The sequence below is a fragment of the Streptococcus marmotae genome (assembly GCF_001623565.1).
Taxonomy (GTDB): Bacteria; Bacillota; Bacilli; order Lactobacillales; family Streptococcaceae; genus Streptococcus; species Streptococcus marmotae.
This window is the reverse complement of sequence record NZ_CP015196.1, coordinates 124,959-137,749: the sequence shown is the minus strand read 5'-3', so window position 1 is coordinate 137,749 and position 12,791 is coordinate 124,959. Positions and strand designations below refer to the sequence as shown.

Genomic DNA, 12,791 nt, shown 5'->3' with positions numbered 1-12,791 from the left:
TATGGGACTAGTATTAGCCCGTGTGGATCAGCGTTTGGTCCATGGTATCGTGGTAACGCAAGTTGTAAAAGATGTAAATGCAAAGCGTATCATGGTGATTGATGATTTAGTTAGTCAAGATGAAGATCAAAAGAATATTATACGGATGAGTAAGCCTGCTGGAACAGGTATGTCTATTATTAATGTTGAAACTGCTATTACGAATATAAAAGCAGGAAAATATGATGACCATAACGTCTTGATTGTAGTGAACAGCCCAAAAATTCTTTTGAACTTAGCAGATGCTGGAATTAAATTACCAAAAGTGCAGTTGGGGATTGTGTTCGATAGGGAAGATCGTGAAAAATTAACCAAAAGTGTATCTTTGAACGATGAAGAAAAGAATATTGTAAAAGAGCTATCTAGTCGGGGAATTGAAGTTGTTTTTCAATTTACACCAAATTCAAAAGAAGAGCCTTTGAATAAATATGTCTATTAAATCATTACATTAATATTAAGGAGAATAGAGTAATGCCAGAAATATTACAAAATATATTGATTATTTTGCTACCTGCGTACGCTTTAATTGATAACCGAGGAGCAACTATTATGAACCATTGGCCTGTGACAGTTGGTTTCTTCGCAGGGCTTATTATGGGAGATTTAGGAACAGCAATGACGATTGCAGGGACGTTCCAATTGACTAGTTTAGGAGTAGCTGCTTTTGGTGGTTCGTCTGTACCAGATTATGCATTGGCTACAGTTGTTGCGATTTTTTTGAAAGCTAGGACAGGAGTTGATTTAGGTACTGCTGTTGCAATTGGTCTACCAGTCGGAATTTTAGCTATCAATCTTGATGTTTTAGTTCATACCTTGAATTCCTTTGTTGCGAATAAATCAAAACAATTTATGCTTGAAGGTAAATTCAAAGCAATGAAACTGGTGAACTGGTTGAGTATTTTAATGGTTGCATTACAAGCCGTTATTCCTATGTCTATATTGGTTGCATTTGGACCAGATTTGATTAATTCCATTATTGATTCGATTCCAGAATGGTTCACAACTGGCTTGAATGTAGCGGGTGGAATGCTCCCAGTTATAGGTGTTGCTATGCTGATGAGATATATGCCATTGAAAAAATTCTTTTGGGCTGTTTTAGTAGGATTTGTATTTAGTGCTTATCTTGGTTTACCAATCCTTGGTTTATCAGCAATTGGTTTAGCTATGGCTTCTGTTTACTATATGAATGAGCAGAAAGCAATTCACACTTCTACACCAGAGAATAATAATATGACTGAAGGAGATTTATTCGATGAGTAATACAGTACATAAGAAATTAGATAAAAAAGATCATCTGCATACAGCTTTAAGATGGACCTTTATTGGTAGTAATACAGTTAACTTTGGTACTTTACAAGGTGCGGGATATGCATGGGCAATTGCAGATATTCTGCGTAAATTGTATCCTAATGATGAGGACTATAAAAAAGCTATGGAAGTAGAATTTGAATATTTTAATACTACTCCATATATGGCACCAGCAGTATTAGGAGCAGATGTTGCGATTCAAGAACGTGAAGGACTTAAATCCTTAAATGCAGTCCGCTCAGTTAAAACATCTCTGATGGGGCCACTAGCAGGGATGGGAGATTCCATTCTTTGGGTCCTATTTCCAACTATTATGGGCTCGATTGCAGGTTATATGGCATTAGAAGGAAATCCTCTAGGTGCACTCGTTTGGATTGCCTTAAATATGCTATTAGTTCTTTTCCGAATTAAATTATATGACTTAGGATATAAATCTGGTGTACGCTTGATTACAGATTTAGCTAGCCAACTTCAACTGTTTACAGAGGCTGCTTCTATTATCGGTTTAACAGTTGTTGGAAGCATGATTGCAGGATCTGTTAAAGTCTATACTCCATTTGTATTTACTTTAAAAGAAGTTACTATAGGATTACAAGCTGAAATCTTTGATAAAATTGTTCCAGGTCTATTATCTATTATATTAGTAGGATTAGTATATTGGTTAATGGAAAAGAAAAAAGTTGGTTTCTTGAAAATGATTCTTTTGCTATTGGTGATTTCTTTGGTAGGAGCATATTTTGGAATTTTAGGAGTGAAGCCTTAATATGACACATTTTATTATTGCGACGCATGAACGATTATCTGAAGGTTTTAAACATACTTTGGAATATATTGCCCCAAATTCGATAAAACTATCAACAATAGCAGCCTATGTCCATAATATTCCTGTTGAAGAAGAGTTGGTAAATTTATTAGAGGAAATTGGGAAAGATGAGCAAGTTTTGATATTGACTGATTTACTTGGTGGATCAGTAAATCAAGAATGTGCAAAATTCCTTCACCGAGAAAATGTTCATGTTATTACAGGGTTGAATTTTCCTTTGTTATTATCTTTAGCAATAGAAGCAGCAGAGGGAGAAGTATCTGCCGAAAAGATTCGTCAGCACATTTTAGAAGCAAGAGAGCAAATTATTTACGTCAATGACTATTTAGCTCGTCCTGTACTTGATTTTGATGATGAATAAATTATAATTAAAAAGATTCCGTATGTAGGTAGAATCTCAGATTGAAGAAAAGATTTATTTTGGATCATCTTCTTCAATCTTTTTTTTGGTTCTTCAATAGAAAAACTCTCAAAAACAGCATGAAAATAAGCTTTTTAAGAGTTAAATCATTATTTCTCTTTCAATTTGTTGCTATTTAGAGGGTTATATTCCAATTCTTTAATATCTTGAGATGATAAGAGTATGTGGAAGAAATAGGAATGAAAAGAAACTGATGAAAAAAAACAGAACTAAGATTATTTCCTTATCTTAGCTCTGTTTTTTGATGAGTAAAATTTTTTCTTAATGAAGAATTGGACGAGTTTTAATCCGATTAGTCCTGTTACAATGGCTAATAGAAAGGCCAAAAAAATAGGAACATGGTTTGAAAGATAGATATAAGCAGCAATTACTGTAATGATACTAAAAATAGCGATATTTAAAAAGAAGAAAAATTCTTTTAAACGTTCTTTAGCAGGATTTGTTGCTTGATATGCTTGATAAGTGGCCTGTTGTTTCTCTTTCGGGATTGTCTCGTCATAGTAGTAGGAATCAGGCCGATAGTCTCTAAGTGCCATATCGTCTCCTTTTATGCCTTTTAAGGTTAACATAACAATACTAGCTTTCTGTAACAAAAATATTACAATTTTATTACAAAAAAATGAGAAAAGTCTGAAGATTAAAATCACAGGAATTACTGAACATTTAACTATATTGTGATATAATGAACGTTATGGGAAAAATTGTTATTACAGCAACTGCTGAAAGTATCGAACAAGTTAAGGAACTATTAGAAGCGGGAGTAGACCGTATTTATGTAGGAGAAGAAGATCATGCGCTTCGGATTCCGCATTCCTTTACCTATGATGAATTGCGAGAAATTGCTCGCTTGACACACGAGGCTGGTAAAGAATTAACGGTTGCAGCCAACGCCCTCATGCACCAAGATATGATGGATCAAATCCAGCCTTTTATGGAATTGATGAAGGAAATTCAGGTGGACTACCTAGTTGTAGGTGATACGGGTATCTTTTACATCAATAAACGTGATGGCTACCATTTTAAGCTGATTTACGATACATCTGTTTTTGTCACTTCTAGTCGTCAGATTAACTTCTGGAAAGATCATGGGGCAGTAGGTGCGGTACTTGCTAGGGAAATTCCGGCTGAAGAATTATTTGATATTGCTAAAAACCTAGAAATTCCTGCAGAAATCTTGGTCTACGGTGCATCGGTAATTCACCATTCTAAGCGAACCCTCTTGCAAAATTATTACAATTTTACAAAGGCAGATGAGACAGATTTGTCACGCCAGCGAGGCCTGTTCTTAGCAGAGCCGAGTGATCCGGATAGCCATTATTCCATTTATGAAGACAAACATGGTACGCATATTTTTATCAATAATGATATTGACATGATGACGAAGCTGACGGAACTAGTTGAGCATGATTACCTGCATTGGAAGTTGGATGGAATTTACTGCCCTGGACAAAACTTTGTTGAAATTGCAAAGCTATTTGTTGAGGCAAGAAACTTGGCAGAGGCTGGAGAATTGACCTACGATAAGGCATTCTTATTAGATGAACAGGTTCGGAAGTTGCATCCAAAAGAACGAGGATTGGATACAGGTTTTTACGAATACGATAGAGATAAGGTAAAATAGGAAACGATATGACACAGAGAAAACTAAAACGTCCAGAGGTCTTGTCACCTGCTGGAACCTTAGAAAAATTGAAAGTGGCTGTTGATTACGGAGCAGATGCTGTTTTCGTTGGTGGTCAGGCCTATGGCTTGCGAAGCCGTGCTGGAAATTTCTCCATGGAAGAAATGAAAGAAGGAATTGACTATGCTCATGCTCGTGGTGCCAAGGTTTACGTAGCAGCAAATATGGTGACACATGAAGGAAATGAAGTAGGAGCTGGAGCTTGGTTCCGTGAATTGCGGGACTTGGGGCTCGATGCGGTCATTGTGTCAGATCCTGCCTTGATTGTCATTTGTGCGACAGAAGCGCCGGGACTTGAGATTCACCTGTCAACTCAGGCTTCTTCTACAAACTATGAAACCTTTGAGTTTTGGAAAGAATTGGGTTTGACACGGGTTGTTTTGGCACGTGAAGTAACCATGGCAGAATTAGCGGAAATCCGTAAGCGTACTAGTGTTGAGATTGAGGCTTTTGTCCACGGTGCCATGTGTATTTCTTATTCAGGACGTTGCGTTTTATCCAATCATATGAGTAATCGCGATGCTAACCGTGGTGGGTGTTCGCAATCCTGCCGTTGGAAATACAATCTCTACGATTTACCATTTGGAGAAGAACGTCGTAGTATCAAGGGACAGGTTCCTGAAGAATTTTCCATGTCAGCAGTTGATATGTGCATGATTGATCATATTCCAGATATGATTGAAAACGGAGTGGACAGTCTGAAAATTGAAGGTCGCATGAAGTCTGTTCACTATGTTTCTACGGTAACCAACTGTTATAAGGCAGCAGTTGATGCTTATTTGGAAAGTCCAGAAAAGTTTGAAGCCATTAAGCAAGACTTGATTGACGAGATGTGGAAGGTAGCTCAACGGGAGCTAGCAACAGGATTTTACTACAATCCTCCAACGGAAAACGAGCAATTATTTGGTGCACGCCGTAAAATTCCTGAATATAAGTTTATCGCAGAAGTTGTAGCTTTTGATAAGGATACGATGACCGCAACCATTCGTCAGCGCAATGTCATCAACGAAGGAGATGAGGTTGAGTTTTACGGACCAGGTTTCCGCCATTTTGAAACAACTATTACAGACTTACGCGATTCAGACGGTCTTCCCATTGAGCGTGCTAACCGTCCAATGGAACTCTTGACCATTCGTTTACCGCAAGAAGTCTATCCAGGTGATATGGTACGTGCCTGCAAGTCAGGACTCATCAATCTGTATCAGGAAGACGGACAATCTGTAACGATTAGAGCATAATAGAGATATGAAAAAAACGGGAGTGGGACAAAAATCGTGATTTCGTAGAAATCGATTATCCTCACTCCTTTATTTCTAAGTTCGGGCTAAAATAATCCGCTGGATTAGTTTACTCTCCCCGCATGTTGACTAGCTTTCACAATTGAGAATTGTGAAAGGTTGGGAATAAGGCTAGCGAAGAAATGTTCGCTAGCCTCTTCTAATAGAATGTTGATACAAATCAGACAGTCCTCGCTTTTGATTTCCAAGCTCAGGTATCAATAGTCACTCCCCTGACTATTGATATGCGCTAAACTGTTAAATCTACAAAATAACGAGGTCAGGGACTTTTGTCTCGACCTTGTTTCTTATGCTTGTTGTGACTTCCGAACACTATCAGGAACAAGAGAAATTTGTTGAATATCGTTTAGTGAAATGATACTGGTCACATTTTTCTTAAAGTTTTTGACAATCATTCGATTCTTATCAGGATCAAATGTTACAATTTCCCCTGTGAAACTTTTATTCGCATAAATGACATGGATAGCTGCTTTTTTATAGAGGGCAAGTTGAATCATATCAAGATTGGGCGTATATTCTTCTTTTAGGTCTCGGTAAGGTTGTTGATTGCCCAAAAACACATTGAGGTGATAAAGGAGAAAGGCTAGAAACTTTTTCATGGTAAAATACTCCAAAGATTGATACAATTATCATATCGGAAATTGATAAAAAAGACAAGCGTTTGCGAATAGATTATAAGAGGAGGAAGATATGGCAGAATTTACATTTGAAATTGAGGAAAAGTTACTCGTTTTATCAGAGAATGAGAAGGGTTGGACCAAGGAAGTAAACCGTGTGAGCTTTAATGGCGCACCTGCTAAGTACGACATCCGTACGTGGAGTCCAGACCATAGCAAGATGGGGAAAGGTATCACACTGTCTAACGAAGAATTTCAAGTCTTGGTCGATGCCTTTCGGAATTAATGAAAGATCAAGGGGGGCTATTGCTTCCCTTGATTTTATGGTGAATGGAATAAAGGTTAGGGCATCGTTAAGTCTCTTTGCTTCAATAGTCTAGTGGACTGTTGAAGGTTGGAAATAGGGATTATGGAGTAATCCTCAATTAACGCCAGTTCTATCTGCAGCTCCTTGCCTTGTCCTATTCCTTCATAAGATACGAGGGTGTATAAAGCACAAAGTGAAAATAGGAAATCTGACGAAGAGCCAAAGGAGAGTTTGCTCTGCAAACTCCTAACACTCACCTCCAAAGGTATACTATACCTTTGGAGCTAGGAAGACTTATCCCTAAAGGGAGCCTCAGCTGTAACCAGCTAAAGCTGGAACATCTGCATCTCTTTTTTTACATAGCTCTTAGTCCGTGTTCAGTTTCATAAGATACAAGGGCGTTAAGCAACTCCTAGACAAAATAGGAAATCGAAGTAGGTTGGCTTGCAACCAACGAGATTTATCCCTAAAGGGAGCCTCAGCTGTAACCAGCTAAAGCTGGAACATCTGCATCCCCACTAAAGGGAGCCTCAGCTGTAACCAACTAAAGTTGGAACATCTGCGTCTCTTTTTAACATAGCTCTTGGTCCGTGTTCAGTTCTCAATCCACTATATATCGTTTATTCCATCTAAAAGCCAACAGTTACAGCATAGATAGAATGGCGTTTCAGCAAGGTGGGCGAACAAATATTAGAACGTCCTTTTTGACGAGTATAAGATACAACTGAGAGGCTGATGAATGATTGTAATGATGAGGATTTTGAACAAATCAGGAATCAGAAAGGGCAGAACGGTCAGAGCAAGTGTTTTTTCAAGGCTACTATGAGTGGTAAGGGAAAAAACAAGGCTACCAGATAGGAAGCAGAGTGTATCGCCTGCGAGATTGGCAAGAAAGATGTGTAATCTAGGGGACTGGGCGGAGCTGAGAAAAGTAGTCACACCAGCATATAGCAAAAATCCCCAGAGGAAGCCAGCAGTCGGTCCGAAAAGACTGGCTATTCCGCCTGAAAAGCCTGCAAAGACAGGTAGTCCGATAGCTCCTAGCAAGAGATAGAGGACAAGGCTAGTAATGGCTTCTTTATGGGAATAGAGACTAGCAATCAGCCCTACGGCAAGTGTTTGTAGGGTAAAGGGGACAGGTCCGATTGGAATGATAATTTGTGATAAGACAGCAATGAGTCCTGCACCAATGGCAGAATAGATGAGTGATTTGGTGTGTGAATTAGCCATAGTGTTATCCTTTTTAATTTAATAGGGTAACGAAATTATAAAAGGATTGACGGGAAAAGTCAATCCTTTTTGCATCGGCTGTCACACCCTTGTATTGGTCATACTCGTCAAAAATCAAAGTCTGACGTCGTTAACTCACCTTGCTTCAACAGTCCGGTGGACTGTTGAAGGTTGGAAATAAGGATTATGCAATAATCCTCAGCTAACCTCCGTTATCCCTGCGGTTTTTAGGACACAAGCTAGGCTCGTTTTATCTATCCACTTCCACAATTCTCAATTGCAAGGGGCGAGCTACACTTTTTCTATTTCCAGCCTTCCACAATTCTCAATTGTGGAAGCTAGTCAGATTTTGATTTTTATAGAGTATTCTTCTCTAAGCGATTAGCGCATGGTAACAAATTCTTCTGCTCCGGTCGGGTGAATAGCAACTGTTGCATCAAAGTCAGCCTTGGTAGCCCCCATTTTGATTGCCACTGCAAAACCTTGAATCATTTCATCAACACCATAGCCAATACCGTGGAGCCCAACGATTTTTTCTTCTGGTCCAGCTGTGACCAATTTGAATTTGGCTGCTTGGCGATTTTGTGCAAGGGCAGTATACATGGAAGTAAAGGCAGAAGTATAGACCTTGATATTGTCTGCTCCAAATTCCTTTTCAGCTTCTTCTTGAGTGTAGCCAATTGTACCAATCGCTGGATGAGAAAATACAACCGTTGGAATAAAGTGGTAGTCCATTTTGGCGCCGACTTTATTGTTAAACAATCGTTCCGACAAGGTACGTCCGGCCTTAATAGCAACAGGAGTTAGTTCTTTTTCTCCTGTCACATCACCCAAGGCAAAGATATTTGGAACGCTTGTTTCCTGAAATTCATTGACAGCAATATGCCCGGATGGGGTGGTAGTGACTCCAATCGCTTCTAAATTCAAGTTTTCAATATTCGCTGTTCGACCAACTGCCCAAAGGATTTTTTCAGCAGTATGGTGGCTACCGTCTTCAAAGTAAATGGTGAGGCTATCGTCAGCATTTTTTTCAATGCGAGTAGGAATTTTATGGGAATGAAGAGTAAGACCTGTTCGTTCCATTTCAGCAACAAGTGCGTCCGTGATGTAGGTGTCGAAGCGGCGCAATGGTCGATCACGACGGACAAAGAGACCTGTTTCTACACCTAGTGAATGCAATACGCCTGCCATTTCAACAGCAATGTAACCAGCTCCAATCACAGCAATAGATTGGGGCAATTCCTCCCAAGCAAAAACATCATCTGAGACACTGGCGTATTCGCCACCAGGAATGGTTGCTGGAATTGGTTTTGCGCCAGTTGCAATGACAATTTTGTTGGCGTAAATCCGCTCTCCGTTGACTTCAACAGTGTGTTTGTCTACAAAGCGAGCATAGCCTTGAATAACCTCAACTTGATTGCGCTCAAACGTTCCTTTATAGGAATTTCGAGAGCGCTCAATATAGGCGTCACGATTTTTCTTGAGCGTTTCAAAATCAAAGGTGATATGTTCAGCAGAAAAACCATACTCAGGTCCGTAATGGTGGAAACTTTCTGCTATCTGGGCTCCGTACCACATGATTTTTTTGGGAACACAGCCGATATTGATACAGGTGCCTCCGAGAAGATTTCCTTCAATGACTGCTGCTTTAGCGCCGTGCTCTGCTGCTCGATTCATGGTCGCAATTCCCCCAGAACCGCCTCCAATTGCAAGAATATCAAATCGTTTCATCTTGTTTTCCTTCCTGATTGTCATTTCCCTTTTATTGTAACGTTTTTTTCTCCTTCCTGCAAAAATTGGCTACGATCTCCTAATCTTACAAAAGTGTAAGGTACTTGTTGGGCAAGGGGTATAGTCAAAAAGTGGATTTTTTTATAAAATAATGTTAGAAAGTGCTTGCATTTTTGATTGTATTGGTGTACTATATATTTAGTACAATAATGGCTAAAATAAAGGAGAGACGATATGTTTAAGACAAAGAAAAGCAAAATCATTTTGTTTTCTGGTTTAGGAGTCGCAGTGGTAGCGATCATCGGAGGTGCCCTACTGTTTGGAGGTCGTGGTGCTGGTCCAGAAACTACGACAGTGGAGGAAAGTTTGATGTATACTTCGGTTAAAGAAGGTTCCATTGCTTCATCAACTCTTCTTTCAGGAACGGTTTCTGCTGCAGATGAGCAATATGTTTATTACGATGCCTCAAAAGGTGAATTAGATGATGTTTTGGTATCTCAAGGAGATCAAGTCGAAGTTGGGACACCACTTGTACAGTATAATACAGCGGAGCAACAAGCAGCCTATGACGCAGCTGTGAGGGCATTGAATAAAGCAGGACGCCAGATTAATGACCTTCAAGCAAATGGACAAAGCGTTGATTTGACAGGCGATGATGCGATTGATGGTAAAGCCTTGTCTAATGCGCAACGAACAGTTGATATGCAGTTGCAAGATTTAAATGATGCTTACGCTGATGCCCAATCTGGAGTCAATAAAGCTGCGGCTGCTTTGGAAGATGCGACTGTAAAAAGTACGATTTCAGGAACAGTTGTTGAGGTCAATAAATCAGTATCTCGTTCAAATACCAGTACCAGCCAGACAGTTGTTCATATTGTCAATCAAGGAAGCTTGCAAGTGACAGGAACACTGTCAGAATATGACTTGGCCAATATTAAGCCGGATCAAGAAGTAAAAATTACTTCAAAGGTCTACCCTGATCAAGTTTGGACTGGAAAAATTTCTTACGTTTCCAACTATCCAGAAAGCGGTCAAACAGCAGCAGTTCCTGGAGCTGGTGGTGGTACATCAAATGCAAAATACCCATTTAAAGCAGCGATTACGAGCGAAGTTGGTGCATTGAAGCAAGGTTTTACTGTTAACATTGAAGTTGTCAATAATAGTAAGAATATTCTTATTCCAGTTGCGGCTGTTATGCCAGAGGGAGACAAAAACTTTGTTTGGACAATTGTAAATGGCAAAGCGAAGAAAGTTGAAGTGAAACTTGGGAATTCAGATGCGGTTTACCAAGAAGTGACAAGCGGTCTGAAAGTAGACGATCACGTCATCTCCAATCCAAACGATAGCCTAGAAGATGGAAAAGAGGTAGAAGCGCATGAAGAAACAATTGATCAAGCTGACCAACATTAATAAGAGCTATAAAAATGGAGATCAAGAACTGCGTGTGTTAAAAGATATTGACCTCGAAGTAGAAGAAGGTGAATTTCTTGCGATTATGGGGCCGTCTGGTTCTGGGAAGTCGACGCTAATGAATATCATCGGTTTGTTGGATCGACCAACAGCTGGTGAGTACATCTTGGAAGATACGGAAGTCAGCCAAATTTCAGAAAACAAATTGGCACATGTTCGGAACAATCAGATTGGCTTTGTCTTTCAACAGTTCTTCCTTTTGTCCAAATTAAATGCGCTTCAAAATGTTGAATTGCCCTTGATTTATGCAGGAGTTCCTGCTAGTCAACGTAAAATCCTGTCCCATCAATTTTTAGAGAAAGTGGAATTGGGAGATCGGATGACACATTTGCCCTCTGAGTTATCAGGTGGTCAAAAGCAGCGGGTTGCGATTGCACGTGCCTTGGTCAATAGTCCATCCATCATTTTAGCGGATGAACCAACAGGGGCTCTTGATACCAAGACAGGTGATCAGATTATGGAGCTCTTAACCGAGCTAAATCGTGAAGGCAAGACTATTATCATGGTGACCCACGAGCCAGAAATCGCAGCCTATGCCAAACGTTGCATCGTCCTTCGTGATGGTGTGATTACAGAAGATAGACGCAAGGAGGAGAGCTAAATGGAAAATATTAAATTTGCCTTAAAATCTGTTCTTGCCCATAAGATGCGCTCGCTTCTGACCATGTTAGGAATTATCATCGGGATTGCTTCTGTTGTTGTCATTATGGCCTTAGGAGAAGGGTTCAAAAGAAGTTTGACTGACGCCTTAGCAGGCGATCGGAATAATGTTCAATTATATTTCTCCAATACTACGACAGAATCACAGCAAAGTGGTTTGTTTACTCGATTATCTGAAAAGCAAACAACCGATGAGCCAGAACCAATCGTGACAGATACTATTTTAAAAGGCTTACTCGAGGTAGACGGTGTCAGCAATTACTATACAACCAATAACAATAATGGAGAAATTAGCGTTGGTGCAAAAAAGATAGAAAGTGTCTTTATTACAGGGGTTAGTCAATCTTACTTTGATGTTAAGTCTATTTCGCTAATAGCAGGTCGTAAGTTCACTGCAAATGACTATGCTCAATTTGCTCGGATTATCATGCTAGATAAAGCAACTGCTGAAACCTTGTTTGATGATGCGCAATCGGCTCTGAATCAGACAGTTAGTCTAGCGAATAAGGCCTACCTGGTAGTGGGTGTCTATAAGGAAGATAATAATGGCGGTGGACTTCCTAGTTTTGGAATTGGTGGTGGTGCCCTAATGACCAATACTCAAGTCGCTGCCGAAACGGGTTCCCCTGAGAATGCGCAAATCTATGTCCATGTAGAAGATGTTTCACGCTCTTCCGAAGTAGGAAAAGCAGCGGCGGCCTACCTAACAAGGGCCACTCGTCTAAGAGAAGCAAACTACGATATTCAAGATTTCTCACAATTTTTAGATACCTTCAATACTCAGATAGCTGGAATAACAGCTTTCATTGGTGCGGTTGCAGGTATTTCCCTTCTTGTCGGTGGGATTGGGGTCATGAATATCATGCTTGTATCTGTGACAGAGAGAACGCGTGAGATTGGGTTGCGGAAAGCCCTTGGCGCAACACGCAGAAATGTTCTCCTGCAATTCTTGATTGAAGCGATGGTTTTGACCAGTCTGGGCGGTTTGATTGGCCTTGGCATTGCTCAATTAGCGGTTACAACTATCAATGTGACAAAGGCCTTAGGAGGAGAAATTACAGCGGTTATTTCGATTCCAGTGGTGCTCGGAAGTCTCGCTTTCTCAGCAGCAGTCGGTGTTCTCTTTGGTGTTTTACCAGCCAACAAGGCTTCTAAGCTCGATCCAATTGAAGCACTTCGTTATGAATAATGTCTGATTCTCGCTTT

Annotated in this window: 14 protein-coding genes; 10 read left to right on the top strand and 4 right to left on the bottom strand. The window is 39.9% G+C overall.

Annotated features, from left to right (window positions below):
* Position 1: 1 nt before the first annotated feature.
* From A4H00_RS00675 to A4H00_RS00660, 4 genes are read left to right on the top strand one after another with little or no spacing between them, the layout of a single operon-like run.
* Positions 2 to 478, top strand: coding sequence for a PTS sugar transporter subunit IIB (locus A4H00_RS00675; RefSeq protein ID WP_067086078.1), 477 nt, complete (start codon positions 2 to 4; stop codon positions 476 to 478).
* Between the two features lie 32 nt (positions 479 to 510).
* Positions 511 to 1,299 (top strand): PTS mannose/fructose/sorbose/N-acetylgalactosamine transporter subunit IIC, encoded by a 789-nt coding sequence (locus A4H00_RS00670; protein ID WP_067086076.1) that lies wholly within the window; start codon positions 511 to 513, stop codon positions 1,297 to 1,299.
* On the top strand, positions 1,292 to 2,110 hold the full coding sequence (locus tag A4H00_RS00665) for a PTS system mannose/fructose/sorbose family transporter subunit IID (protein WP_067086073.1): 819 nt from the start codon (positions 1,292 to 1,294) through the stop codon (positions 2,108 to 2,110). Before A4H00_RS00670 ends, A4H00_RS00665 begins: the two co-directional genes overlap by 8 nt.
* A 1-nt stretch (position 2,111) precedes the next feature.
* The gene (locus A4H00_RS00660; RefSeq protein ID WP_067086070.1) at positions 2,112 to 2,531 is read left to right on the top strand and encodes a PTS sugar transporter subunit IIA; all 420 of its coding nucleotides are present in this window, start codon (positions 2,112 to 2,114) and stop codon (positions 2,529 to 2,531) included.
* Between the two features lie 275 nt (positions 2,532 to 2,806).
* Here the strand turns inward: A4H00_RS00660 and A4H00_RS00655 are convergent, their stop codons facing one another.
* The gene (locus A4H00_RS00655; protein ID WP_067086067.1) at positions 2,807 to 3,127 is read right to left on the bottom strand and encodes a DUF3270 domain-containing protein; all 321 of its coding nucleotides are present in this window, start codon (positions 3,125 to 3,127) and stop codon (positions 2,807 to 2,809) included.
* A 155-nt stretch (positions 3,128 to 3,282) separates the two neighbouring features.
* Here A4H00_RS00655 and A4H00_RS00650 point away from each other — a divergent pair, with 155 nt between their 5' ends.
* Entirely contained in the window at positions 3,283 to 4,212 is a 930-nt protein-coding gene (locus A4H00_RS00650; RefSeq protein WP_067091322.1) for a peptidase U32 family protein, read from the top strand.
* An 8-nt stretch (positions 4,213 to 4,220) separates the two neighbouring features.
* Positions 4,221 to 5,510 carry a peptidase U32 family protein gene (locus A4H00_RS00645; protein WP_067086066.1) on the top strand — a complete coding sequence of 430 codons (1,290 nt, stop codon included), beginning with the start codon at positions 4,221 to 4,223 and terminating at the stop codon, positions 5,508 to 5,510.
* A 347-nt stretch (positions 5,511 to 5,857) separates the two neighbouring features.
* On the opposite strand, the gene A4H00_RS00640 is transcribed toward A4H00_RS00645, so the two are convergent.
* A complete protein-coding gene (locus A4H00_RS00640; protein ID WP_067086062.1) occupies positions 5,858 to 6,169 on the bottom strand; it encodes a hypothetical protein in 312 nt (103 codons plus the stop codon).
* 91 nt (positions 6,170 to 6,260) lie between these two features.
* Between A4H00_RS00640 and A4H00_RS00635 the strand changes: the two genes are divergently transcribed.
* The gene (locus A4H00_RS00635) at positions 6,261 to 6,473 is read left to right on the top strand and encodes a YdbC family protein (protein WP_067086059.1); all 213 of its coding nucleotides are present in this window, start codon (positions 6,261 to 6,263) and stop codon (positions 6,471 to 6,473) included.
* A gap of 711 nt (positions 6,474 to 7,184) precedes the next feature.
* Here the strand turns inward: A4H00_RS00635 and A4H00_RS00630 are convergent.
* Positions 7,185 to 7,724 carry a biotin transporter BioY gene (locus tag A4H00_RS00630; RefSeq protein ID WP_067086056.1) on the bottom strand — a complete coding sequence of 180 codons (540 nt, stop codon included), beginning with the start codon at positions 7,722 to 7,724 and terminating at the stop codon, positions 7,185 to 7,187.
* Positions 7,725 to 8,105: 381 nt separating this feature from the next.
* Positions 8,106 to 9,455: a glutathione-disulfide reductase gene (gene gorA / locus A4H00_RS00625; RefSeq protein WP_067091317.1), complete on the bottom strand. Its 1,350-nt coding sequence runs from the start codon at positions 9,453 to 9,455 to the stop codon at positions 8,106 to 8,108.
* A 234-nt stretch (positions 9,456 to 9,689) separates the two neighbouring features.
* On the opposite strand from gorA, the gene A4H00_RS00615 reads away from it, so the two are divergent.
* From A4H00_RS00615 to A4H00_RS00605, 3 genes are read left to right on the top strand one after another with little or no spacing between them, the layout of a single operon-like run.
* Positions 9,690 to 10,865, top strand: a complete 1,176-nt coding sequence (locus A4H00_RS00615) for an efflux RND transporter periplasmic adaptor subunit (protein ID WP_067086051.1) — start codon at positions 9,690 to 9,692, stop codon at positions 10,863 to 10,865.
* Positions 10,831 to 11,526, top strand: coding sequence for an ABC transporter ATP-binding protein (locus A4H00_RS00610; protein ID WP_067086048.1), 696 nt, complete (start codon positions 10,831 to 10,833; stop codon positions 11,524 to 11,526). Before A4H00_RS00615 ends, A4H00_RS00610 begins: the two co-directional genes overlap by 35 nt.
* Positions 11,527 to 12,774, top strand: a complete 1,248-nt coding sequence (locus A4H00_RS00605) for an ABC transporter permease (RefSeq protein WP_067086046.1) — start codon at positions 11,527 to 11,529, stop codon at positions 12,772 to 12,774. It begins immediately after the preceding gene.
* The last annotated feature ends 17 nt before the right edge of the window (positions 12,775 to 12,791 follow it).

What these genes read in the sequence shown, in the direction of transcription:
- A4H00_RS00675 (WP_067086078.1), top strand. Translation starts at nt 2, where the DNA reads ATGGGACTAGTATTAGCCCGTGTGGATCAGCGTTTGGTCCATGGTATC.
- A4H00_RS00670 (WP_067086076.1), top strand. Translation starts at nt 511, where the DNA reads ATGCCAGAAATATTACAAAATATATTGATTATTTTGCTACCTGCGTAC.
- A4H00_RS00665 (WP_067086073.1), top strand. Translation starts at nt 1,292, where the DNA reads ATGAGTAATACAGTACATAAGAAATTAGATAAAAAAGATCATCTGCAT.
- A4H00_RS00660 (WP_067086070.1), top strand. Translation starts at nt 2,112, where the DNA reads ATGACACATTTTATTATTGCGACGCATGAACGATTATCTGAAGGTTTT.
- A4H00_RS00655 (WP_067086067.1), bottom strand. Translation starts at nt 3,127, where the DNA reads ATGGCACTTAGAGACTATCGGCCTGATTCCTACTACTATGACGAGACA.
- A4H00_RS00650 (WP_067091322.1), top strand. Translation starts at nt 3,283, where the DNA reads ATGGGAAAAATTGTTATTACAGCAACTGCTGAAAGTATCGAACAAGTT.
- A4H00_RS00645 (WP_067086066.1), top strand. Translation starts at nt 4,221, where the DNA reads ATGACACAGAGAAAACTAAAACGTCCAGAGGTCTTGTCACCTGCTGGA.
- A4H00_RS00640 (WP_067086062.1), bottom strand. Translation starts at nt 6,169, where the DNA reads ATGAAAAAGTTTCTAGCCTTTCTCCTTTATCACCTCAATGTGTTTTTG.
- A4H00_RS00635 (WP_067086059.1), top strand. Translation starts at nt 6,261, where the DNA reads ATGGCAGAATTTACATTTGAAATTGAGGAAAAGTTACTCGTTTTATCA.
- A4H00_RS00630 (WP_067086056.1), bottom strand. Translation starts at nt 7,724, where the DNA reads ATGGCTAATTCACACACCAAATCACTCATCTATTCTGCCATTGGTGCA.
- gorA (WP_067091317.1), bottom strand. Translation starts at nt 9,455, where the DNA reads ATGAAACGATTTGATATTCTTGCAATTGGAGGCGGTTCTGGGGGAATT.
- A4H00_RS00615 (WP_067086051.1), top strand. Translation starts at nt 9,690, where the DNA reads ATGTTTAAGACAAAGAAAAGCAAAATCATTTTGTTTTCTGGTTTAGGA.
- A4H00_RS00610 (WP_067086048.1), top strand. Translation starts at nt 10,831, where the DNA reads ATGAAGAAACAATTGATCAAGCTGACCAACATTAATAAGAGCTATAAA.
- A4H00_RS00605 (WP_067086046.1), top strand. Translation starts at nt 11,527, where the DNA reads ATGGAAAATATTAAATTTGCCTTAAAATCTGTTCTTGCCCATAAGATG.